General features: G+C 67.5%; 15 protein-coding genes. 14 read left to right on the top strand and 1 reads right to left on the bottom strand.

Going from position 1 to position 23,349, the window contains the following annotated elements:
- The first annotated feature begins 24 nt into the window (after positions 1–24).
- Genes ABLE92_RS19960 through ABLE92_RS19950 form a run of 3 tightly spaced genes read left to right on the top strand, consistent with a single transcriptional unit; the run spans position 25 to position 2,678 of the window.
- Positions 25–228 (top strand): heavy-metal-associated domain-containing protein, encoded by a 204-nt coding sequence (locus ABLE92_RS19960; RefSeq protein ID WP_348806528.1) that lies wholly within the window; start codon positions 25–27, stop codon positions 226–228.
- Entirely contained in the window at positions 225–368 is a 144-nt protein-coding gene (locus ABLE92_RS19955) for a hypothetical protein (RefSeq protein WP_348806527.1), read from the top strand. Before ABLE92_RS19960 ends, ABLE92_RS19955 begins: the two co-directional genes overlap by 4 nt.
- Before the next feature lie 30 nt (positions 369–398).
- Complete coding sequence (locus ABLE92_RS19950) at positions 399–2,678, top strand: heavy metal translocating P-type ATPase (RefSeq protein WP_348806526.1); 2,280 nt, start codon at positions 399–401, stop codon at positions 2,676–2,678.
- Position 2,679: 1 nt separating this feature from the next.
- Here ABLE92_RS19950 and ABLE92_RS19945 read toward each other — a convergent pair whose 3' ends face one another.
- The gene (locus ABLE92_RS19945) at positions 2,680–4,143 is read right to left on the bottom strand and encodes an FAD-binding protein (RefSeq protein ID WP_348806525.1); all 1,464 of its coding nucleotides are present in this window, start codon (positions 4,141–4,143) and stop codon (positions 2,680–2,682) included.
- Between the two features lie 205 nt (positions 4,144–4,348).
- Here ABLE92_RS19945 and ABLE92_RS19940 point away from each other — a divergent pair, with 205 nt between their 5' ends.
- The 11 genes from ABLE92_RS19940 (at position 4,349) to ABLE92_RS19890 (ending at position 23,340) form a co-directional block, all read left to right on the top strand.
- On the top strand, positions 4,349–5,905 hold the full coding sequence (locus tag ABLE92_RS19940) for a molybdopterin-dependent oxidoreductase (RefSeq protein ID WP_348806552.1): 1,557 nt from the start codon (positions 4,349–4,351) through the stop codon (positions 5,903–5,905).
- 149 nt (positions 5,906–6,054) lie between these two features.
- Positions 6,055–7,575 carry a cutinase family protein gene (locus tag ABLE92_RS19935; protein ID WP_348806524.1) on the top strand — a complete coding sequence of 507 codons (1,521 nt, stop codon included), beginning with the start codon at positions 6,055–6,057 and terminating at the stop codon, positions 7,573–7,575.
- A 96-nt stretch (positions 7,576–7,671) separates the two neighbouring features.
- Entirely contained in the window at positions 7,672–9,072 is a 1,401-nt protein-coding gene (locus tag ABLE92_RS19930; protein ID WP_348806523.1) for an alpha/beta hydrolase family protein, read from the top strand.
- A 264-nt stretch (positions 9,073–9,336) separates the two neighbouring features.
- A complete protein-coding gene (locus ABLE92_RS19925; RefSeq protein WP_348806522.1) occupies positions 9,337–10,416 on the top strand; it encodes an NAD(P) transhydrogenase subunit alpha in 1,080 nt (359 codons plus the stop codon).
- The gene (locus ABLE92_RS19920; protein ID WP_348806521.1) at positions 10,416–10,721 is read left to right on the top strand and encodes an NAD(P) transhydrogenase subunit alpha part 2; all 306 of its coding nucleotides are present in this window, start codon (positions 10,416–10,418) and stop codon (positions 10,719–10,721) included. The genes ABLE92_RS19925 and ABLE92_RS19920 overlap by 1 nt, the downstream gene beginning before the upstream one ends.
- A complete protein-coding gene (locus tag ABLE92_RS19915) occupies positions 10,718–12,220 on the top strand; it encodes an NAD(P)(+) transhydrogenase (Re/Si-specific) subunit beta (RefSeq protein ID WP_348806520.1) in 1,503 nt (500 codons plus the stop codon). Before ABLE92_RS19920 ends, ABLE92_RS19915 begins: the two co-directional genes overlap by 4 nt.
- 143 nt (positions 12,221–12,363) lie before the next feature.
- Positions 12,364–13,374 (top strand): YdcF family protein, encoded by a 1,011-nt coding sequence (locus ABLE92_RS19910; RefSeq protein WP_348806551.1) that lies wholly within the window; start codon positions 12,364–12,366, stop codon positions 13,372–13,374.
- A gap of 139 nt (positions 13,375–13,513) precedes the next feature.
- Positions 13,514–15,775, top strand: coding sequence for a SulP family inorganic anion transporter (locus ABLE92_RS19905; protein WP_348806519.1), 2,262 nt, complete (start codon positions 13,514–13,516; stop codon positions 15,773–15,775).
- Between the two features lie 853 nt (positions 15,776–16,628).
- Positions 16,629–18,185, top strand: a complete 1,557-nt coding sequence (locus ABLE92_RS19900; protein WP_348806518.1) for an HNH endonuclease signature motif containing protein — start codon at positions 16,629–16,631, stop codon at positions 18,183–18,185.
- Positions 18,186–18,775: 590 nt separating this feature from the next.
- A complete protein-coding gene (locus ABLE92_RS19895) occupies positions 18,776–20,545 on the top strand; it encodes an HSP90 family protein (RefSeq protein ID WP_348806517.1) in 1,770 nt (589 codons plus the stop codon).
- A complete protein-coding gene (locus ABLE92_RS19890; RefSeq protein WP_348806516.1) occupies positions 20,542–23,340 on the top strand; it encodes a hypothetical protein in 2,799 nt (932 codons plus the stop codon). The genes ABLE92_RS19895 and ABLE92_RS19890 overlap by 4 nt, the downstream gene beginning before the upstream one ends.
- Positions 23,341–23,349 lie beyond the last annotated feature (9 nt).

Raw genomic sequence — 23,349 nt, 5'->3', positions numbered from 1 at the left:
ACGTCGACAAAAAAGGAGAGTTCGATGACGAATGAGACTTACACCGTGACCGGTATGACCTGCGGGCACTGCGCGGCATCGGTGCGCGAGGAGATCGAGGAGATCGCCGGTGTCACCGGTGTCGAGGTCGCGGTCGATTCCGGCCGCGTCGAGGTGACCAGCGAGGCGCCGCTCGATCGTGCCGACGTAGAGCGGGCCGTCACCGAGGCCGGCTACCAACTGGTGTGAACGGCTGGGCCGCGAACACGGCCGCGCGCATCACCGCCTTCGCGGTGGCGCTCGCGGTGGTCTTCTCCATCGCCTTCGCGGTGGGACACGCCTGGGCACCCACCGCCGGCGCCGATCACCACACCGACATGCAGCACTGAAGAGAACACGGATCAGCACGGAGGTCACTGATGGCCGCGATCGAACGGGAGCGCGTCGACTTCGACATCTCGGGTATGACGTGTGCGTCGTGTGCCAACCGCATCGAGCGCAAGCTCAACAAGCTCGACGGCGTGCAGGCCAGCGTGAACTTCGCGACCGAACGTGCACACGTCGACCATCCGGCCGAGATCGCGTCCGCCGAGTTGATCGACGTCATCCGGGCGGCGGGTTACGACGCCGCGCCGGTGGTGGATCGCCCGGCCGCGGGTGAGCCGGGAGCGTCGAGGGACTCCCACGACGCCCGTGACGCCGAGTTCGCCGCGCTGCGTTCGCGGGTGATCATCTGTGCGGCGCTGTCGATTCCGGTGGTGGCACTCGCGATGGTGCCGGCCTGGCAGTTCACCTACTGGCAGTGGCTGTCGTTGACGCTGGCCGCGCCGGTCGTCGTCTGGGGTGCGTGGCCCTTTCACCGGGCCGCGTGGCGCAACCTGCGTCACGGCACCACCACGATGGACACGCTGGTGTCGATGGGCACCCTCGCCGCATTTGGATGGTCGCTCTACGCCCTGTTCTTCGGCACCGCGGGCGAGCCGGGGATGACGCACGGCTTCGACCTCATCCCGCAACGCTCCGACGGGGCGTCGAACATCTATCTCGAGGCCGCCGCCGGCGTCACCACTTTCCTGCTCCTCGGGCGATACCTGGAGAACCGCGCCAAGCGCACCGCCGGTGACGCCCTGCGGGCCCTGATGGAGTTGGGGGCGAAGGACGCCGTGGTGCTCCGCGACGGCGTCGAGACGCGGGTTCCGATCGAACAACTCGCCGTCGGCGACGAGTTCGTCGTGCGCCCCGGGGAGAAGATCGCCACCGATGGTGTTGTGGTCGAAGGGGTGTCGGCGGTCGATGCCTCGATGGTGACCGGCGAGTCGGTGCCGGTGGAGGTGGCGCCTGGCGACGAGGTGACCGGCGCCACCCTCAACGCCGGTGGGCGACTGCTGGTGCGTGCCACACGCGTCGGCGCCGACACCGCGCTCGCGCAGATCACCACCATGGTCGCCGACGCACAGGCCGGCAAGGCCGCGGCGCAACGGCTGGCCGATCGTATCTCCGCCTGGTTCGTCCCCGTCGTCATCACCATTGCCGTTGCCGCACTCGGATTCTGGATGGGATCGGCGATCGCCACCGGAACGCCGATCACCTTCGCCGTCACCGCGGCCGTCTCGGTCCTCATCATCGCCTGCCCCTGTGCACTCGGCCTGGCCACGCCGACCGCGCTGATGGTGGGCACCGGCCGCGGCGCTCAACTGGGCATCCTGCTGAAGGGCCCGGAGGTGCTGGAGAACACCCGCCGCGTCGACACCATCGTCCTGGACAAGACCGGCACGGTCACCACCGGGGTGATGCGATTCGACTCGATCGCGGTATCCGACGGCGCCGACGCCGACCACGTCCTGGCGGTCGCCGCGGCCGTGGAGGCCGCATCGGAGCATCCGATCGCCGCGGCCATCGTCGATGCTGCGCAGGGGCTTTCGGTGAACGGCCGACCGGTCGAGAAGGTCGTCGATTTCGCCGCCGTCAAGGGGGCCGGGGTCACCGGCATCGTCGGCGACGAGAAGGTGCGGGTGTGCAGCCCGCGCGAGTTCGGAGCCGGACTGCCGGCGCCGCTGGCCGCGGCCGTCGATTCGGCACACGAGCGGGGCGCGACCGCGGTGATCGTCTCGATCGACGGACGCGGTGAGTCCGGACTCGGCGTGATCGTGGTGGCCGACGAAGTGAAACCGACCTCCGCGCAAGCCATCTCGGAGTTGACGGCGATGGGTCTCACTCCCATCCTGTTGACCGGCGACAATCCGGGGGCGGCCCGACATGCGGCCGAGCAGGTCGGTATCGATGAGGTGCACGCCGAGGTTCGCCCCGAGGAGAAGGTCTCGGTCATCGGAGAGCTTCAGCGGCAAGGACATTCGGTCGCCATGGCCGGTGACGGCATCAACGACGCCGCCGCGCTCGCCCGGGCCGACCTCGGGCTCTCGATGGGCACGGGTACCGACGTGGCGATCGCCGCCGCCGACCTCACCATCGTCGACGGTGATCTGCGCAAGGTCGTCGACGCCATCCGGCTGTCGCGTCGGACCCTGCGCACGATCCACGAAAATCTCTTCTGGGCCTTCGGATACAACGTGGCCGCCATCCCGATCGCCGCGGCCGGGTTGCTGAATCCGATGATCGCCGGCGCGGCGATGGCGTTCTCGTCGGTGTTCGTCGTCGCCAACAGCCTGCGGTTGCGGCGGTTTCGCTCGGCGGTGAGCTGACTCAGCCGCGCGCCGCCGCGTGCCGTCCGGCGCGTCGGCCGAAGTACGACCCCTCGCCGAGCTGCGTACCGCTGGCATAGCCCTTGCTGTCCTGCGCGATGTTCGCCGCACACGCGCCCGCCGCATACAGGCCGGCGATCGGTGCGCCGTCGGCGTCGAGCACCTCACCGTCGACCGACGTCGCCATGCCGCCCATGGTGAACCCGGCGTACATGGCCTTGCCCAGACTCATGTCGAAGACCGCCCACGGTCCCTTGTCCTGTGCGGCAAGGAATTCCGGTGACTTGTGGAAGTCGGGGTCCTCGCCGCGTGCGGCGTGGTTGTTGTAACGCTCGAGGGTGGCGGCGAGCCTCCCGGTCGGGATGCCGAGCGCCGCCTCCATCTCCTCGACGGTCTCGTAGCCGTCGAGCAGTGGTACCAGCGGCATCCGCGGCCGCTTCATGTGTGCCTCGTCGACGATGAGGTAGGCCGTCGAATCCGGTTGTTCCAGAACGAAAGCCGATGTCCGGGAGTGATAGGAGTCCTCGGCGACGAAGCGCTCGCCGTTCTTGTTCACCGCGATACCGGTGAGCAGGATCGACGGCGGGTACACCGGTGCGGTACAGAAGGCCTGATCCATGTGTTTGAGCACCGCACCCGCGGAGACACCCATGCGCAGGCCGAGGCCGTCGTCGTAGGTGTTGCCCAACACGAAGGGCTTCTCGGCCAGCCACGGCACGTTCTCCGCGACCATCTCGGAGTTCATCACGAACCCACCCGCCGCGAGGACGACGTTGCGCGCCCGGATGAACCCTTCTGCACCGTCGAGGCCGCGCCAGCGCACGCCGGCCACCTGCCCGTCGGCGTCGACGACCAACGCCCGAGCCCCGACCTCGTAGCGCACCTCGACGCCGAGTTCGGCGAGACGCTTCACCAGCAACTCCACCACCATCGCCGCGCCGCCGGTGTCACCGGGGACCGGCACCTTGTGCCCGCGCGGAGCGGGCCTGGCGATCGTGTTGAACGGCCACACCTTCTCGTTGCCGGTGTACATCAGCCCCTGGGTCTCGGGCTGGACGACCGCCTTCTCCGGGTAATAGCTGCGTTCGAAGGTGAATCCGAGGTCCTCGAGCCACGTGAAATGGTCGACGCTGTCGACGCAATACGCGTGGATCTTCTCGGGTTCCGGATCCCGGGAGACCGCGGTGATGTAGCGCTCCATCTCCTCGGCCGAGTCCTCATGTCCGGTGGCCTGCTGGACCGCGGTGCCGCCGCCGAGATAGAAGTGCCCACCGGCCAGCGCCGTCGTCCCGCCGGCCTGCGCGGCACGTTCGAGTACGAGGACCCGCGCTCCGTGGGCCGCGGCCTCGGCCGCGGCACATCCGCCGGCGATGCCGAGACCGATCACCACCACGTCGACGTCGTCGCTGAACTCGTCGATCGACCCCACCGCGATTGTCTCGGGGATCGCTGTGTCACCTGCCATGCGCATCAGGTTAACCCACAAACTAGAACACGTTCTAGTGCTTCCATGATTTGCTCTCCGGGCCGGCCCATCGACTGTCCGACCGACCTGACATGCGTCGGGACGCACGCCGCGGCAGGTTTTCGAGGTATCAAGGAGTGTGGCCCGTCCAACCCGCACCGATCTCGATGACGACGCGAATGCGTCGGCACACACCCACCCGGGATTGACTCCGCCGCTGGGTGCGCTCTCCGGCGTCATCGCCGTCGGCGCGGCGCTGGGCGTGGGCGAACTCGTCGCCGCCCTCGTCTCGCCGGACTCCTCCCCGTACTTCGCGGTCGGCTCCTGGGTCGTCGACCACACGCCGCAGGCCGTGCGCGAATGGGCGATCGCCACCTTCGGCACCTCCGACAAACTCGTGTTGTTCGTCGTGATGGGGGCGGTCATCGCGATCATCGCCGCCGGCAGCGGTGCCGCCGAACGTCGACGCCCGCCGATCGGTTCGGTGATCATCATCGTCTTCGCGGTTCTCGGAGCCGTCGCGGCGCTCGGTCGGGCCGGGGCCACCGGGTCGTACATGCTGCCGTCGATCCTGGGTGGCGCAGTCGGCGTGGTGGTGCTCCGCGTGCTGATCGGAATGCTCGACCGTGATTCCGACACAGCGGATTCCGACACAGCGGATTCCGATGCAGCGGAGCCCGATTCCGCTCGGCGCGCGCCGGTGTCACGACGTTTCCTGCTGACCGCCGGGGGCATCGCGGCCGCCGCCGTCGCCGTCGGAGCACTCGGCCGCACCATGCTCGCGGGCGCGTCGCGCACCATCGCCGATCGCAAGGCGATCCTGCTCCCGACACCCGCCGACCCGGCCCCACCGGTACCGCCCGACGCCGACCTCGGGGTGCAGGGGGCCAACCGCTTCGTCACGAACAACGTCGACTTCTACCGCATCGACACCGCGCTGCAGGTGCCCCATCTGACCACGGCGGACTGGCACTTGCGGGTGCACGGGATGGTCGACGAGGAGATCACCCTGTCCTGGGACGAGTTGCTGGCGATGCCGATGACCGAACGGCTGGTCACCCTGACCTGCGTGTCCAACGAGGTGGGCGGCGACCTGATCGGCAATGCGCGGTGGCTCGGCGTCCGGATGACCGACATCCTCGACCGCGTCGGCGTCCAACCGGGCTCGAATATGTTGCTGTCCACCAGTTCCGACGGCTGGACCTGTGGAACCCCGGTGTCGGCGATCACCGACAACCGGGATGCGTTGCTGGCCATCGGCATGAACGGTGAGCCCCTGCCGGTCGAGCACGGTTTCCCGGTGCGACAGGTGATTCCCGGTCTCTACGGCTACGTTTCGGCCACCAAGTGGGTGGTGGACTGGGAGTTCACCACATTCTCGAAGGCGCAGGCGTATTGGACGACGCGCGGATGGTCGGCCACCGGTCCGATCAAGATCGCCTCCCGCATCGACCGCCCGTCCGCGGCGGAGGTGTCGGCCGGTGACGTCGTCATCGCCGGGACGGCGTGGGCGCAGCACGTGGGCATCGCGCAGGTCCAGGTCCGCGTCGACGACGGCCCCTGGCAGGAGGCGACTCTGGCCGCCGACTACAGCGACGACACCTGGCGACTCTGGAAGTACACCTGGTCGGCGACGTCGGGAACCCACCAGATCTCCTGCCGTGCGATCGGCAAGGACGGCAAGGTCCAGACCTCGGAGAACGCCGACCCGATTCCCGACGGCGCCACCGGCCTGGACAGCCGTAGCTACACGGTCACCTGATCGTCGCTTGTTGCTTGCTTGCTTGCTGCGGCGTCGTACACTGTGCCGGTCGGTTTCGGGGCCGTCGGTGTGGTGATCGGCCGGGAGGCGGCCGGTCGGGTTGGCGCAGAGGAGATTTGGTGCGGGGAGATTTGGTGGGGTTCCGACGTATGATGGTCCTGACCGTCGTCGCCGTCACGATGTTCTGGGCACCGGGCGTCGACCCGGGTGTGGCACGGGCGCTCCAGATCGGACCGATCGTCTTTCCCGATGTCAACCCGCCCGCGACCATCGATCAGGCCCGTCCGACGGTGATCGCGACCCCCTCCTGGGCGCCGCCACTGTCGGCCGGCGACGCGGTGGTCCTGATCCCGGGAACCGCCGACTACGACGGAACCGATCAGACCCAACGGACCCTGGGCATCGGACTGTTCGGCGGGGTCGTCGGCACCGGGGACGACGTCCGCGTCGATGAGACCCAGACCCCGGCCATCTCGGTCGTCTCCTATCCGGCGGCCTTCGGGATCGATCCGTGGGGCATCCCGATCTACCTCGCGGGCAGCGACACCTTCACCCACTCGGTGCAGGTCGGCACGGTCAACGGCGTCGCCGCGGCCGAGGCGGTCCACGCGGGTAATCCGGACGCCACCATCGTCATCAACGGTTACTCGCAGAGTGCCCCGATCGCCATGAACGTCGCATATCTGTTGCATCGCAAGAACACCGAGGGTGACGGCGACATCCCCGATGATCAGATCGTCGTCATCGTCGGCGCTGATTCCCGCTTCCCGCACACCGGGGTCGAGAACATCGTGCCCAGCTTCCTGCCCGGGATGTACACCAACGGTGACCGCGATGTGGACGCCACCGGCGACATCAAGGTCTACTCCTACTGCGTGCGTGGCGACGCGACCTGCGGAGTCGGCAACCCATTGGTCAACCCGATCTCTACGTTCTTCTACCTGATTCCGGGGTTCTACGTCCACGCCTTCCTCGAGTACCGCATCAACGAGTACTCGATCGCCCGCGAGTGGGAGGACGGCAACACCCATTACATCGTCTACGACGGCGGCAACCCCTGGGGAATGATGTTGCGGGACCTGGGCATTGCCGTGCCCACCGAATTCGACGATGTTCTCGGCGCGCTCATTCCGGTGCCGATGCCGGGCCAGCAGTCGACCCTCGCGGATCTTCGGCTGCCGTTGCCGGACGACGTCCGGCAACGCCTGTCGGCCTACAACGTCCCGACGCCGCGTGAGCTGCAACAACTCGTCGCCGATCGGCTCGGCATCGACGTTCCCGTCCACGACCCGGACACCTGCGACATCAGCCCGTCGGCCTGCCGGGCGGACTACGCGCCGAATCCGCAAGCAACCGCGGACGCGGTCGGCATCATCGAGAGTGGTCCGCCCACCACATCATCGACCGCCACGGTCGCCACAACCGAAGTGGCGCAGAGCGATTCCGCCGCATCCCGGATCGCCGCCACCGCATCGGATCCGGCCACCGGCGCCATCACCGCACCGACCACCGTCGCCGCACCGACCACCGCTGCCGCGCCGACCACTGCCGCCGCGCCGACCACTGCCGCCGCGCCGACTACTGCCGCCGCACCGACCACCGCCCCGGACGCGGACGACCCGGTTCCGGATTCCGGCACGCAGGTGGCGAGCGCGACCGCGGCCGGTTAGCATCGCACCGCCGGGACACTCCACCCGGAAGGCCCGCGCACCACGTGTCGCGGACGGCATCTCATCGGTAGGGGAGTCCGAGTGCGTCGACTGACCATGACTGCGGTCACCGCCTGCGCGGCCGCCCTGGTTCTGACATCGGCACCCGACACGGGCGCGGCCGCCGCGGCCCCACTCGGAGCCGGGTTGTTTCCGACGTCCTGGTACGAGGCGCCCGTCATCCGGGAGCGGCCGTCCTGGTTGCCCGCCGACCTGAGTCGGGATGCGACGGTCATCCTGGTACCCGGAACCTCCGACTTCACCGAGGTCACCGGCGACGACATCGTCGGCGGGAGCTCCGCGGTCGGTGGCGATCAGTACGAACGCACGGTGAGCATCGGGTTCTACGACCCGAACGATCCGCAGGTCCGCTTCGTCGACTACCCGCAGGCCTTCGGCTTCGTCGTCGGCGATACCACGCTCAACCTGGTCGGCACCGGCACCTACAACGACTCCGTGGATGCGGGCACCGTCGCCGGTCTCGCCGCCGCCGAAGCCGCCTGGGCGGCGCAGGGGAAGACCGGGACGATCATCCTCAACGGTTACTCGCAGAGCGTGCCCGTCGCGATGAACGTCGCCTACCTCCTGCATCAGAAGTCACTCGCCGGCGACCCGGACGCCATCCCCGACGCCGACGTCGTCGTCATCAACGGCGCCGACACCCGATTCCCCAACACCGGCATCGAAAGCGTTTTCCCGAGCATCATCGACGGCGTCTACACCAACGGTCCCCGCGACGAGTCGGCCACCGGGGACATCCGGGTGATCTCCTATTGCGTTCGCGGGGATGCGGTGTGCGGCTTGGGAAATCCGCTCGCGCATCCCTTCGCCACGCTCTTCTACCTGGGGCCGGGCGCCACCATCCACGGCCAGAAGGGCGATCTGGTCAACCAGTACGACGTCATCTCGCAGACCCAGGTCGGTGCCACCACCTATGTCGTCCTCGACGGCGGGAACCCGTGGGGGATCTTCTTGCGCAGCATGGGCATACCGGTGCCGACCGCCTTCGACGACGCCCTCGACGAGCTGGTCCCGGTGCCGATGCCGGGGGAGAGGTCCACCGTCAACGGTGTCGACATCCCCACGCCGCGTGAACTGCAGGTACAGATCGCTGCGAAACTCGGCCTGCCGGTCCCGGTGACCGATCCGGACGCGATGGCCGCCGCAGGGCAGACGTGGAAGGCGCCCCCGCTCACCACCACACCGCGCACCACCACACCGATCACCACCTCGGCGAACACCACCGGCCGGGCCGCAACAACCACCACCACGCCGGTCACAACAACCGACCGTCAGAGTCTGGGTGATGTGCTCTCGGGACTTGCGACCATCGCGGTCGGCTCGACGACGGTGACCGGGTCATCCGCTCCGGCGCCTGCTCCGAGCAGCACCGGTGACGACGCCCCCGCTTCGACATCCGCCACGTCGGCCGTGACCTCCGCCACTCCGGCATCGTGACCTGCGTCATGTGACCAGTACGGCCCGCGTCAAGCAAAAGTGACCAACCCAACGTGGTGATCCTCATCGACTGAGGTCATGTTATGTTCGTCGCACGTTTTTTCCCGATGCGGTGATGTGATCCGTCGCCGCACACGATAAGCATCACCGCGGCACGGCCGATCCGCGAACCGACCGGGCCGAGTCGTCGTCGCCGGTGTGAAACCGACTGATTGGTGCGCCGCCCCGTGCGGCGGCACCGACGAGGCGAAAGACAGCAAAACAATGAGTGTGGGTGTCGTGCGCGAAACGGCCCCGGGAGAGCGTCGGGTGGCGCTTGTCCCGAAGGTGGTCGCGTCACTGGTGGGCAAGAAGGTCCCCGTCATCGTCGAGGAGGGCGCCGGGCTGGGCGCCTTGATTCCCGATGCAGCATACGTCGAAGCCGGCGCGACGATCGGCGATCCGTATTCCGCCGACGTGGTGTTGCGGGTGTCGCCGCCCTCGGATGAGGAGATCGGCAAACTGCGCAGCGGACAGAAGCTGATCGGCTTCCTCGCCCCGCGCAATGCCGACAACAAGATCGGTGCGCTCAAGGACGCCGGGATCGAGGCGTACGCCGTCGAGGCCATCCCGCGTATCTCGCGTGCCCAGGTGATGGACGCGCTGAGCTCGCAGGCCAACGTCTCCGGCTACAAGTCGGTCGTCGTGGCCGCCGACCTGTCGACGCGATTCTTCCCGATGCTGACCACGGCCGCCGGCACGGTGAAGCCGGCGACGGTGCTGGTGCTCGGTGTCGGCGTGGCCGGCCTGCAGGCGCTGGCCACCGCCAAGCGTCTCGGCGGGCGCACCACCGGATACGACGTGCGACCCGAGGTCGCCGAGCAGGTCCGCTCCGTCGGTGCGCAGTGGCTCGACCTCGGCATCGACGCCGCCGGTGAGGGCGGATACGCCCGCGAACTCACCGACGAGGAACGTGCCAAGCAGCAGCAGGCGCTCGAGGACGCGATCAAGGGTTTCGACGTGGTCATCACCACCGCGCTGGTGCCCGGTCGTCCCGCACCGCGTCTGGTGACCGCCGCCGCGGTGGAGGGGATGAAGCCGGGCAGCGTGGTCGTCGACCTCGCCGGCGAGACCGGTGGCAACTGCGAGTTGACCGAGCCGGGTCAGACCGTCGTCAAACACGACGTCACGATCACCTCGCCGCTGAACCTGCCGGCCACCATGCCCGAGCACGCCAGCGAGTTGTATGCCAAGAACCTGTTCGCCCTCATCGATCTGATGCTCGATGAGAACGGCGCGCTCACACCCGATTTCACCGACGAGGTCATCTCCGCGTCGTGTGTCACCAAGGAGGCGGCGGCCTGATGTACACCGAACTTCTGGCGAACATCGCCATTCTGGTCCTGGCCGGCTTCGTCGGCTTCGCGGTCATCTCGAAGGTCCCCAACACCCTGCACACCCCACTCATGTCGGGTACCAACGCGATTCACGGCATCGTCGTGCTCGGCGCGCTGGTGGTGCTGGGCTCGCTGCCCGCCGACGCCAACTGGGGTGTGCGCATCATCGCCTTCGTCGCGTTGGTCTTCGGAACCCTCAACGTGGTCGGCGGCTTCGCCGTGACCGACCGCATGCTGGGAATGTTCAAGGGTAAGAAGGAGTCCGCCAAGTGAGCGCCGCAATTCTCGCCGCCGAGTCCGGACAGGTCTCCGAGGCACTCGGCTACGGCGTCACCGCCCTCTACATCGTCGCCTTCTCGCTGTTCATCTACGGCCTGATGGGACTGACCGGACCCAAGACCGCGGTGCGCGGCAACTGGATCGCCGCGGTCGGCATGGGGATCGCCATCGTCGCGACGCTGATCGGCGTCTACAACAACGCCGGTGACGCGGGCGTCCCGTCGATCAACTGGATTCTCATCGTCGTCGGCCTGGCTGTCGGTGTGGCGCTGGGCATTCCGCCGGCGCTGAAGACCAAGATGACGGCCATGCCGCAGCTGGTCGCACTGTTCAACGGTGTCGGTGGTGGCACCGTCGCGTTGATCGCGTGGGCCGAGTACATCGAGTCCGACGGCTTCACCGCCCTGCACGAGACCCCCGATGTGCATGTCATCGTCGGTTCGCTGTTCGCCGCGATCATCGGTTCGGTGTCGTTCTGGGGTTCGCTCGTCGCCTTCGCGAAGCTGCAGGAACTGCTCAACAAGAATCTCGAGAAGAAACTCGTCGCCGCCGCGAAGGGTTTCCAGTTCGCCAACATCATCCTGGCCATCGCGGCGATCGCGATCGCGATCTACATCGGGGTGTCGGCGGACTCCACCTCGGCGACCCCGTGGTTCTGGATCGTCGCGCTGCTCGTCGTGGCCGGTGTGATGGGGCTGTTCGTGGTGTTCCCGATCGGTGGCGCCGACATGCCGGTGGTCATCTCGCTGCTCAACGCGCTCACCGGATTGTCGGCTGCGGCAGCCGGTCTGGCGCTGAACAACCAGGCGATGATCGTCGCGGGCATGATCGTGGGTGCCTCCGGGTCGATCCTGACCAACCTGATGGCCAAGGCGATGAACAGGTCCATCCCGGCGATCGTGTTCGGCTCGTTCGGTGGCGGCGACGAAGGTGGCGCCGGAGTTGCCGGCGCGGCCGGCGGCACCGTCAAGGCCACCTCGGCCGCCGACGCCGCGATCCAGATGTCCTATGCCAACCAGGTGGTCGTGGTGCCCGGATACGGCCTGGCCGTCGCCCAGGCGCAGCACACGGTCAAGGAGATGGCGTCGCTGCTCGAGGCCAAGGGCGTCGAGGTCAAGTACGCCATCCATCCGGTCGCCGGTCGTATGCCCGGACACATGAATGTGCTTCTCGCCGAAGCGGATGTGCCGTACGACGCGATGAAGGAGATGGACGACATCAACGGCGAGTTCAGCCGCACCGACGTCGCCATCGTCATCGGCGCCAACGACGTCACCAACCCGGCCGCCCGCAACGATCCGGGGTCGCCCATCCACGGCATGCCGATCCTCAACGTCGATCAGGCGCGGTCGGTGATCGTCCTCAAGCGCGGAATGTCCTCCGGCTACGCCGGTATCGAGAATCCGCTGTTCTACCTCGACCAGACGTCGATGCTCTTCGGCGACGCGAAGAAGTCCGTCGAGTCGATCATCGGGGAACTCAAGGCGCTCTGACACGTTCGTCCTGACAGGCGGCAGGGGAAGTGATCTTCCCCTGCCGCCTGTCTGTGTGTGCTGGAGAGCATTGTTATCGAGCCGAAACGTCGCTGAGGTGGTGGGACGCGACGGCCACACCTACTGTTACTGAAGTGACTGGTGTGACTCAGGTGAGACGGCGGTATCGGCGGCTGGCGATCAGTGCCGTCGCCGTCGCATCGCTGGGTGGCGTCGTCGTGGCCACGCAGCCGACCGATGACGGTGGCCTGCGACCGGTCGCGGTCAGCGTCGACCCGTCGTCGCTGTACAACTCCGCGCAACAACGATTCGCCGCGGGAGATGTCGCCGGCGGCCTGACGGAGTTGCGGCAGGTACTCACCCTCTCGCCCGGCGACGGCCAATCCCTGGCGCTGCAGGCCATCTGGGCCGACCAGATCGACGACGCGGACACCGGACGCACCGCCCTGGACCGGCTGACCGTGGTCAACCCGCTGCTGGTGGCGACGGCGCGGCGGGTCATCGCCGGTGTCACCGATGCCGCGGCGATCGTCCCGAGCACCGAACCCACTGCCACGTCCGGGAATCCGGCGATCGTGATCCTCGGTTTCGGGCTCAGTCCGCAAGGGACGATGGCGCCGGAGTTGATCAAACGACTCGCCGCCGGAAAGTTGCAGGCGCAAGCCGATCCGACGGCTCCGATCGTGGTCACCGGCGGCAAGCCGCAGAACGGTGTCACCGAGGCCGCCGCCATGCGTACCTGGTTGGTGGACAACGGGATCGACGCCTCCCGCATCGTGACCGAGGACCGGTCGGTCTCGACGATGTCCAATGCGCAGAACAGTGCCACCATTCTGGCTGCGCGCGGCATCAACTCGGTCGTCCTCGTGACGTCACCGAATCACATCCGTCGTGCCGCAGCGGATTTCGCCGCGGCCGGGCTCGCCGTCGCCGGTGCCGTCACCACCCCGACGGACCTGAAGAAGTATGCGACGCCGCTGAGCAAGGACAAGCAGACCGGTATCCGGGTGGAGGCCACCCGCACCGCCGGGCTGCCGGCATCGCGGCAACCCCTGCTGCCGTCGGATCAACTGCCCGATGTCGGGCCGGGCCTGATCGGCGACATCGGCGGCAAGATCCTTGAACAACTGGGAATCTCGGGTTCGGCCGGGTGAGCTGAGGCCGAGTGAGCTGACTGCGGTGACGCCGGTGTCGTGACGCGGCCCACGTCACCACCGGCCGCGCGGCGATTCTCACCCCGCGGACTTCGGCGCCGAAACCTCGATGTCACGAGAAATCGGTACCTTCGGGCATATGGGATCAACTGGGGGAATCCGACAACAACATTCGCATACGACCATACGAGACGTGGTCCGCTACGACTTACCGGCATCGCTGGTGGTTTTCCTTGTGGCACTGCCACTTTCGATAGGCATCGCCATCGCTTCCGGTGCGCCGGTGATGGGCGGATTGATCGCCGCGGTCATCGGCGGCATCGTCGCGGGACTGATCGGCGGAAGTCCCCTGCAGGTATCGGGTCCGGCGGCCGGACTCACGGTGGTGGTCGCCGAACTCGTCGCCAACTTCGGCTGGAAGGTCACCTGCGCGATCACGGTGTGCGCGGGCATCCTGCAGATCATCTTCGGGCTCAGCAGGATTGCCGGCGCCGCGCTGGCGATCGCGCCGGTCGTCGTGCACGCCATGCTGGCCGGCATCGGCATCACCATTGCGTTGCAACAGATTCACGTACTGTTCGGCGGTTCGTCATCGAGTTCGGCCGTCACCAACCTGACCGAACTACCCGATCGGATCACGCACGCACAGTGGTCGGCGGCCTTCATCGGCTTCCTCGTCATCGCCCTGCTGGTCGGATGGAAGTACCTGCCGGCGCCGATACGGAAGGTGCCCGGGCCGCTCGGCGCGATCGTGATCGCCACCGTCGTCGCCGCTGTCGCAGGCCTGGACATCCAGCGGATCACGTTGGACGGCAACTTCTTCGAATCCATCAGCCTGCCGGAACTGCCCACTGACAACTGGTCGGGGTTCGTGCTCGGAGCACTGACCGTCGCCTTGATCGCCAGCGTCGAATCGTTGCTGTCGGCGGTCGCCGTCGACAAGATGCATGACGGGGTGCGCAGCGACTTCAACCGCGAACTCCTCGGGCAGGGCAGCGCGAACATGCTCTCCGGCGCACTCGGCGGCCTGCCGGTGACCGGGGTGATCGTGCGCAGCACGACCAACGTCAACACCGGTGCCCGAACCCGGTGGTCCGCTGTGCTGCACGGTGTCTGGGTGTTCGTGTTCGCGGTCTTCCTCACCGCATTGGTGGAGCAGATCCCCACCGCAGCGCTCGCCGGCCTGCTCGTCGTCATCGGCATGCAGCTGGTGAAGCTCGCGCACATGAAGACCGCACTGCGCACCGGTGACCTGTGGGTGTACGGCGTCACCGTGGTGTCGGTCGTGTTCCTGAACCTGCTCGAGGGTGTCGCCATCGGGCTCGCACTCGCGGTGGCACTGGTCTTGTGGCGGGTGATCCGTGCCGACATCCACGTCGACGAGATGCCCGACGACACCCATGTCATCCGGATTCGCGGCTCACTGAGTTTCCTGTCGCTGCCGAGGGTCAACAGTGTGCTGCGCCGCATCCCCGACGATGTGCCGGTGACCGTCGAACTCGACACCGACTTCCTCGACCACGCCGCATCGGAGATGCTGGAGGACTGGATTCGGGTGCGTCGCAGTGGGGGTGCGACGGTTCAGATCCTCGAACGCGGACGGGCCCGGCTGGCCGATGCGGCGCAGGCACCACCGAAGCGGCACACCGGTGGCGTGATGGGGCTGACCCCGTGGCGGAGCCGAGCAACGTGGTCCGATTCGCAGGTCGCCGACGTCCCGCCGGCGTTGCGGTCCATCATGGCCGGGGTCACCGAGTATCACCGCGACCACGCCGAGGTGATGCGCGCACACCTGGCCGACGTCGTCGACTACCAACGACCCGATGCCTTCTTCCTGACCTGTGCCGACTCACGGATCATGCCGAACATCATCACCTCGAGTGGCCCCGGCGATCTCTTCACCGTCCGCAACGTCGGCAACCTCGTGCCGTCGTGCGGCTCCGATGAATCCACCGAGGCGGCACTGCAATTCGCGGTCTCCGAGGTCGGTGTGACGTCGGTGGTGGTGTGTGGTCATTCCTCCTGCGGGGCGATGCGAGCCCTCGCGGCGTCGGAGACCGGCAGCAACCCGGACTCCGCGCTGCACCGCTGGTTGGGGCGTGCGTTCCCGAGTCTCGCCGCGCAACGACTCGGGCATCCGGCCGGCCGGGCGGCTGCCGCCCTCGGATTCGACGACGTCGACCAACTCGCGGTGGTCAACGTCGCCAAGCAGGTCGAGACACTGACGAGGCACCCGGTCGTCGGTCGCGCAGCGGCGGAGTCCACCCTGCGAATCGTCGGTCTGTACTACGACATTCGCACCGCACGGGTCTACGAGGTCACCCAGACCGGCATTCACCCCGCCGGAATCGGACACCACGTGAAGCCGATGGCCGACGAAGCCCAACCCGCGTTGGGATAGCCGGCGGATACGGCTCGGCCGGCGGCGGGCAACCCCCGCTGGCCGAGCCACCCCTTCCGTTGGTCGAGCCGCCTCGTGCGAGCTTGCGAGCCCGTGGCGTGTCGAGACCTCGGCAACCCGACGATGAAATCGGGCCACCGACAATCGAACCCACCTCTCGCCGGTCGAGCCCGGTCGAGCCGGTGAGGAGCGCAAGCGACGAGCCGTGTCGAGACCTCGGCAACCCGACAGCGAAACCGGGCCACCACCAACCGAACCCACCTCCCGCCGGTCGAGCCGTGTCGAGACCTCGGCAACCCGACAGCGAAATCGGGCCACCGCCAACTGAACCCACCTCCCGCCGGTCGAGCCGGTGAGGAGCGCAAACGACGAGCCGTGTCGAGACCTCGGCAACTCGACAGCGAAACCATCCCACCGCAAACTGAACCCACCTCCCGCCGGTCGAGCCGGTGAGGAGCGCAAGTGACGAGCCGTGTCGAGACCTCGGCAACCCGACAGCGAAACCATCCCACCGCCAACCGAACCCAAGTCCCGCCGGTCGAGCCGGTCCTCCCTTTCCGTTGGTGGAGCCACCCTCTTTCCGTCGGTCGAGCCGCCTCGTGCGAGCTTGCGAGCCCGTGGCGTGTCCGTCGGGCCGAGCTTGTCGAGGTCGAGACCACCTCTGTGGGCCGAAAGATGGACGCAAGCACCAGCTTCCACTCACCAAAGTGACCTCGATACGACTCGTCGCCAGGGCTCCTCGTCTACTCGGCCAGCGGTGGGCAACCGATTCCGCGCCGATCAGTTCTGTCGGACCCCCTCGCTACACTTGACTCAGTTCAGTTGATCCGACCGAGCAGAGGGGGTGATCATCATGGCCACCAACATAATTGCCGGCAGCAAGGCGCCGGAACTGTCGATGACCGCCGACGACGCCGCCATGATCGATCACCTCCCCACCGAAGCGGCCACCGCACTCGCCCGCTCCCTGCAACGCCAGGAACGACAAGTGATCGCACGGAAAGTGTTGTCCGCGGCGCGGCTCGGTCAGACCGTCTTCCTCGACATGCTGACCTCAGGCCACGAGATCAACTGCCACACCGACGACGGCGCCGACAAAGCCGCCACCAGCAAGATATCGACTGCCCTCGGGGTCTCGGTCGCCAAGGCCAAAGCGTGGATGATGCTGAGTTCGGTGCTGTCGACGCTCCCCGCGGTGACCGCCGCGTTCCTCGACGGTGACCAGTCCCTGGAACGTATCCGTATCATCGCCGACGAGATCGTCGTCCTGTGTGACCAGGATGTGCGCGCGTTCGCAGAACAGCGTGCGCTGGTGATCGCCGAACGTAATCAGGCCGATCCGACCCTGCGGGATCAGGTCGCCGAGATGGTGATCGCGCTGGATCCCGACGGCGCGGCGGACCGTCGAGAAGACGCGGCCGAACGCGACCAGAACGTTCGAGTCCGGCGAGACAATAACGGGCACTGCAACATCTCCGTCTACGCGCCCGGCGAGATGGGCGCGCACTTGGCGGCACGCATCGCGAAGATGATCAACGCCCGCATCTGCACTCGTGACCCGCGTCGCCGCGGTCAGCAGCGGGTCGCGGCATTCGCCGAAATTCAGGGCCTGCCGGGCGCGCATCTGTCGTGTGAGTGCGGACTCGACGACTGCCCGCGCGCGGTTCCGTTGCCGGAGGAACCCGCCGATCTCGATCCTGCCGGCGATCTACCGCATGATGTTGATGCTGATCGTGATGCGCAACTGGACTTCTCCGAGAGCGACACCATTGACAACGCCGATGCAGGCGCCGAGGGCGAGGATGAATCGGCAGACTCGGACGACGACACCGACGCGCAGCTGCTTCTGGATCTGGCCATCGATCCGGTCGGGCAGCGCGAAGCCCGGCTGGCGGGCTTCGGGGTGATCGATGATTCCCATGCCGCTCACCTGATTCGGTTGGGGCTGGTCGAGGTCTTGGAGTTCCCCGGGCTGGAGATCCCGCGCACCGCCGGCATCGTGACCTCGTTGGATCGGGTACCCGCAGCCTGGCGCCGCCCCGACATCCCGTTCCCCGCAACGCCGATTGACCCGAGCGGGCACGGCGGCTACCTCACCCCACCGAAGGGTGCGTTGACGTATCGGATACCGGCGTGGTTGCGGGAGAAGATCATCGAGTTGGATGGCACCTGCCGGTACCCCCATTGCGGTCGGCCGGCCAGTGAATGCCAGATCGATCACGTGGTGAAGTTTGTGCACCGCGATCCGAAGACCGGTGGTTGGACCGTGGAGTTCAACCTGATGCCGTTGTGCATCGCGTGCCATCAGCGAAAACATATGGGGTTGTTGATCCCCACCATGCTCACCGATCGGGCTGTGGTGTGGCGAGACCCGGTCACCGGGGAGACTATCACCACGTATCCGCGGTAAGAGGCCGGCTTCGGCCTGCCTCCGGGTGGTGCTGCGCTGCAACCGCTTTCCAGCTCCATGTTGCGAGGTCTCGAGGCCCGTCGCCCAGGGGCTCCTCGCTCCTCGACCGGCGGATGGGTGGCGTGACCTCGTGTCCGGGGAAACCATCACCACGAATCCGCGGTAAGAGGCTGGCTTCGGCCTGCTGTCGGGTGGTGCTGTGCTGTGATCGGGTTCCAGCGTCGTGTTGCGTGGTCTCGAGGCTCGTCGCCCAGGGGCTCCTCGCTCCTCGACCGGCGGATGGGTGGCGTGACCTCGTGTCCGGGGAAACCATCACCACGAATCCGCGGTAGGCGGCTGGCTTCGGCCTGCTGTCGGGTGGTGCTGTGCTGTGATCGGGTTCCAGCGTCGTGTTGCGTGGTCTCGAGGCTCGTCGCCCAGGGGCTCCTCGCTCCTCGACCGGCGAATGGGCGGCGGCGGCTCGACCGGGGGTGGGCGGCTCGACCGGCGGGATGCGGCGGCTCCGACGGCGCGCCGACAGCTCGGTGGGTTCATTCGGGTGAACGGACGCCGATCGGGCGTCGGTGCGGCCACCCCCTAGGATAGCCCGCATGACCATTCGGGGTGGCTATGACGTGGACCTGCGCTCCCTGATCGATGTGTTGGGGACCAATCTCTACTCGAATCCGGGGGTGTACGTCCGCGAACTGCTGCAGAACGCGATCGATGCGCAGACGGTGGCCGGGACGTCGACCAGCGCCATCGACATCGACGTCGACGGTGACACCTTCACACTGACGGACCGGGGAACCGGGATGTCGCCGGACGTCATCGGTGACCTGCTCGGCACCATCGGTCGCAGCTCCAAACGCGACGAACTCGGCTTCTCCACCGAGGACACCATCGGCCATTTCGGCGTCGGCATGCTCAGTGCGTTCCTCGTCGCCGACGAGGTGACCGTCGATTCGCTGGCGCCCGGTCACCCATCGGTGCGGTGGACGGGCTCGATGACCGGGTCGTTCGAGGTCGATGCCGGACACCGGACCGAACCGGGGACCACGATCACCCTTCGCGTTCGGCGAGGCTCGGAGAAGTGGGTGAGTGCCGATGCCGTGCGGTCCCTCGCCACCGAGTACGCGGGTCTGCACCTCACGCCGATCCGGGTCAACGGTGAGCCACTCACTCTGCCGGCCAACCCCTTTGACCCCGGCACGAACGCCGGTGACCTCGCTGCGCGTCGAATCGCGTTCTGCCAGGAAGAATTCGGGTTCACGCCACTGGAGATGTTCGAGGTGGAGGTCGGGCAGGCCGGGTTACGCGGCGTGGCATTCGTCCGGCCGGGATCATCGGGCGTGTCCCATCGGGCCGGCCATCGATGCTATGTGAAGGGGCTGGCCGTCGGCGACGTGCCCGACCTGCTGCCCGACTGGGCCTACTTCGTCCGACTGGTCGTCGACGGATCCGGGCTCGCATTGACCGCATCCCGTGAAGGCCTGGTCAAGGACGAGCTGTTCAGCGAGGTGCAGGACAGCCTGGCGACCCAGGTCCAGGAGTGGTTGATCGGCCTGGGCACCAACACCTCTGTGCGCGAACGCTTCCTGTCGGTCCACGAGATGGGCATCAAGGCGATCGCCACCGGCACACCGGAACTGCTGCGGTTCGTCGACCACCACTGCCTGTTCGAGACCAACTTCGGCCCGATGGCTCCGTCGGCCTTCCGAGCCAGGTTCACCACGATGCGGTACACGGCGAGCGTCGACGACTTCCGGGTGCTCGGCGACATCCTCGCCCACCGCGGCGTCGGACTCATCAATGCCGGACACGCATTCGAGTCGGGTGTCCTGCGAGAGTTGGTGCGCGCCAACCCGGATCTGTCCTGCGAGGTGATCGGCCAGGAATATCTGCTCGATACGATCGCCACCCCGACACCCGACGTCCGCGACGAGTATGCCCGCCTTCTCGACGCCGCCCGCACCGCCCTCATCCGCTTCGGCTGCCGCGTCGAGCTGGGCTCCTTCGAGCCGGAAACCCTTGCCTCGCTGCTCATCACCGACGACTCGGCGCAACTGGCGAACGATCGCGCGCAGATGCTCGCCGAGGTCGACGGCGAACCCGACGCCTGGCTCTCGGCGTTGTCCTCCCTGGAGGACGACGCGCCCGCCGTCGACACCCGGCCGGCACTGGTGCTCAACACCGGCAACCCACTGATCAAGCGCCTCAACCACATTGCGGACACCACGGTGCAGGGTGCGGTCCTGCGAACCCTGTACGGGCAGGCCGCCATCCGCACCCGACGACCGGTTCGCGGTTCGGTGGCCGCCGAGGTCGACGATGCCCTGACCACCCTCGCCGAACTCGCCACCCGAACGGAGAAGTCATGACCCTCGACGCCGCCGACGATCTGAACCAGTTCCGCAACGACCTCTGGTACGCCCGCTACGGTGACCCCCGGTTCGGATACGAGGACTTCACCCCCTTTCCCTCACTGATCGCCCGCGCCGACGCGATCGGCGATCCGTACTGGAAGTTCTACGCACGCCTGGAGGCGGTTGCCTCGGCGCAGTGGTCGGGCCGGCTGACCGATGTCCTCACCCTGTCCGCCTGGCTACTTCGTGAGATCGACACGAAAGGCCCTGCACTGGAACTGGATTCCGACGACATCGCCACCCTGCACATCCGCCTGACCGGACTCGTCGAGCAGATCGACGAACTGCCGCAGATGAGTGTGGAGCAGATCCATGCGCTCACCGACGACTGGGCTCGGCGCGCCACCGCCGACGGGCACGAGGCGGCGTCGGTGGTGCGTCTGGCGCAGGCGAGAATGGCCATGTACCAAGGAGATCCGGATCGCGCCGTCGAGATGCTGGCCGATGCGCAGTATCTCGCCGCACCGGAGAACACCTGCGAGGCAGGGAGCCGGGCGGAGATCGCCGAACTGTACGCCCGGATGGGTCGTGACGAGATGGCCATCGCCCTCATCGAGGCCGATCTCGTCGACGACGGTGATCGTTGCAACTTCTTTCCCGCCGAGACCTACGCACCGCTCATCCTTCCCTACGCTCGGCAGGGCCGCCGGGACGACGTGATCCGGGCGGCCCGCGCGATCGACGAGGTCTACGGTCGCCTGCCGCATCCACCCGCCACCGTCGCCGACGCGATCGTCGGGTTGCTGCTCGTCGACGAACTCGCCGCGGCACACGAGCTGGCGGTGCGCCGCATCGACGACCTGGTGAATCCGTACAGCCCGATGGAGGAACTGCGCAAGGCGGCAGCGCTCGCGCCCACCTTCGCCTCGGTCGCCGCAGTCGACCCGGATACCACGGTGCCGCAACGACTGTCGCTGTCAGAGCCGCCGCAGATGCGGCCAGTGGCCGAACTCGCCGACGAACTCGCGGGGCGGGCCCGCGCAGTGGCCGCCCGGTTCGACGCCCGCAACCACAGCACCGTCGTCTCCGAGCAGACCGAGGAAGTGCTGGCGATCCGGGCGACGGGACATCCCGCGGCCGATGTCGTCCCGGTCTCCCGGCGCGACGCGCGTGGCCTGTTGTCGGGGATGTTCGCGTTCCGCAACTCCTCCATGCGCCGCGCCGAGGAATGTGCCCGGCGGTTGCGGGACCGTCTCGACGAACTCGATCCCGCCGATGCGGTGCGGGCCGAGAACCACTTTGCCTGGGAGGAGCGCGGGAATCCCGAGACGGCGATCACCGCACTGCGGGCGGCGGCCGATCGTGCTGTCGCGGTGGGCCGACCGCATTGGGCGGTGCAGTCGCGTCTTCTCGCCGATGCGTTGGCCATCGATTCGGGGTCGGCGCCGCGCGACGTCCTCGACGACTTCGGTGGCCCCGATCCGAGTTGGGAACCGCAGCGGCAGGCCAACATCTGGAATGTGGCCGCCATGGTCTACGCGAATCACGGCGATGCCGACCGGGCGATGGACGCCGTCGATCGAGCCCTGAACGCGCTCGGGGACCCGGACGAGGCGAAGGCACTGACCGACGAGGACGACTCGCCGGTGAGCGATGCATGGACGATACGCTCGGGTTTGTTGCGGGCGCGCGCGAATCTGCGCAACGCCGCCGGGCAGGATGCCGGTGCCGACAGCGATGCCGCGGTCGTCGCCGCGCGTCGCGCGCTGGCCACGGCCGTCACGCCGGATCAACGACTCGAAGCCGGCACCGACCTCGTCGAGGTGCTTCGGTCGGCCACGGCCGGACAGGCGCAGACCGACCTCCAGGGTGCGTTGCCGCTGCTCGACGAGGCGTTGGAACACTCGCGCTATGTGCAGCGCGCCGAAGTGCTGATGTACCGGTTTCAGATCCGCACGGCCGTCGGCGATCTCGACGGCGCCATCGACGACGCCGAGCACGCGCGCGCCGTACTCACCGTGGAAGGCCTCGCCCACCCGGCCGACACGGTGGCCGTCGATCTCGCGGGCACCATGCTCGACCGCGGCGACGATCCGCGGTCGGTACTCGACATCGCGCTGCCGGCCACCGAACGGCTGCTCTCACATGATGACCTGGACTCTGCGGACCGCGGGCGTCGTGTCATCGCCACGGCCCAAGCGCGCGCCGGGCTGCACACCGACGCGGTCGCCACGATCTCCGCGGTCATCGATGCGCTGGCCGACGACACCGCCGCCGCGATCCGGGCCTCCATGCTGCGATTCCGTGCCGACGAGAACAACCTCGCCGACCTCGACGACGCGGCGGGAGCCGATTACACCGCCGCGGCAGCGCTTTTCGAGGAGGCCGAGGAACCACTCGACGCCGTCGACGCCCTGCGCGGTGCGGGGGCCGCGGCCTTCTACACCGGTGATCACGCCACCGCCGAAGCGCGATTGGCCCAGGCCGGACACCTGCTGGCCACACTGCCCGAAGACGTCGACACCGTCGCCCTGCGCGTGCGGGTCGACCTGGTGATCGCTGATGTTCGCAAGTTCTCCGACCCCGAGGGTGCGCGCATCCTCCTCGACGGGGCGAAGGACATCGCGCGGGCCAACGACTGGGTTCCGGTCCTGGTCACCGCGGCCCGGATCGGGGCGCGACTCGAACACGAACTGGGCAACACCGCGCAGGCCCTGGCACACCTCGACGATGCCCTCGTGCATGCGCCCGACGATGAGAACCTACTCGGGTTCCGCGAGTACATCGTGGAGTCCCAGAACGGCGAGTAGCGCCGAACG

The sequence above is a fragment of the Gordonia oleivorans genome, assembly GCF_040044975.1.
GTDB lineage: Bacteria > Actinomycetota > Actinomycetes > Mycobacteriales > Mycobacteriaceae > Gordonia > Gordonia oleivorans.
This window is presented reverse-complemented; position numbering and strand designations above follow the sequence as displayed.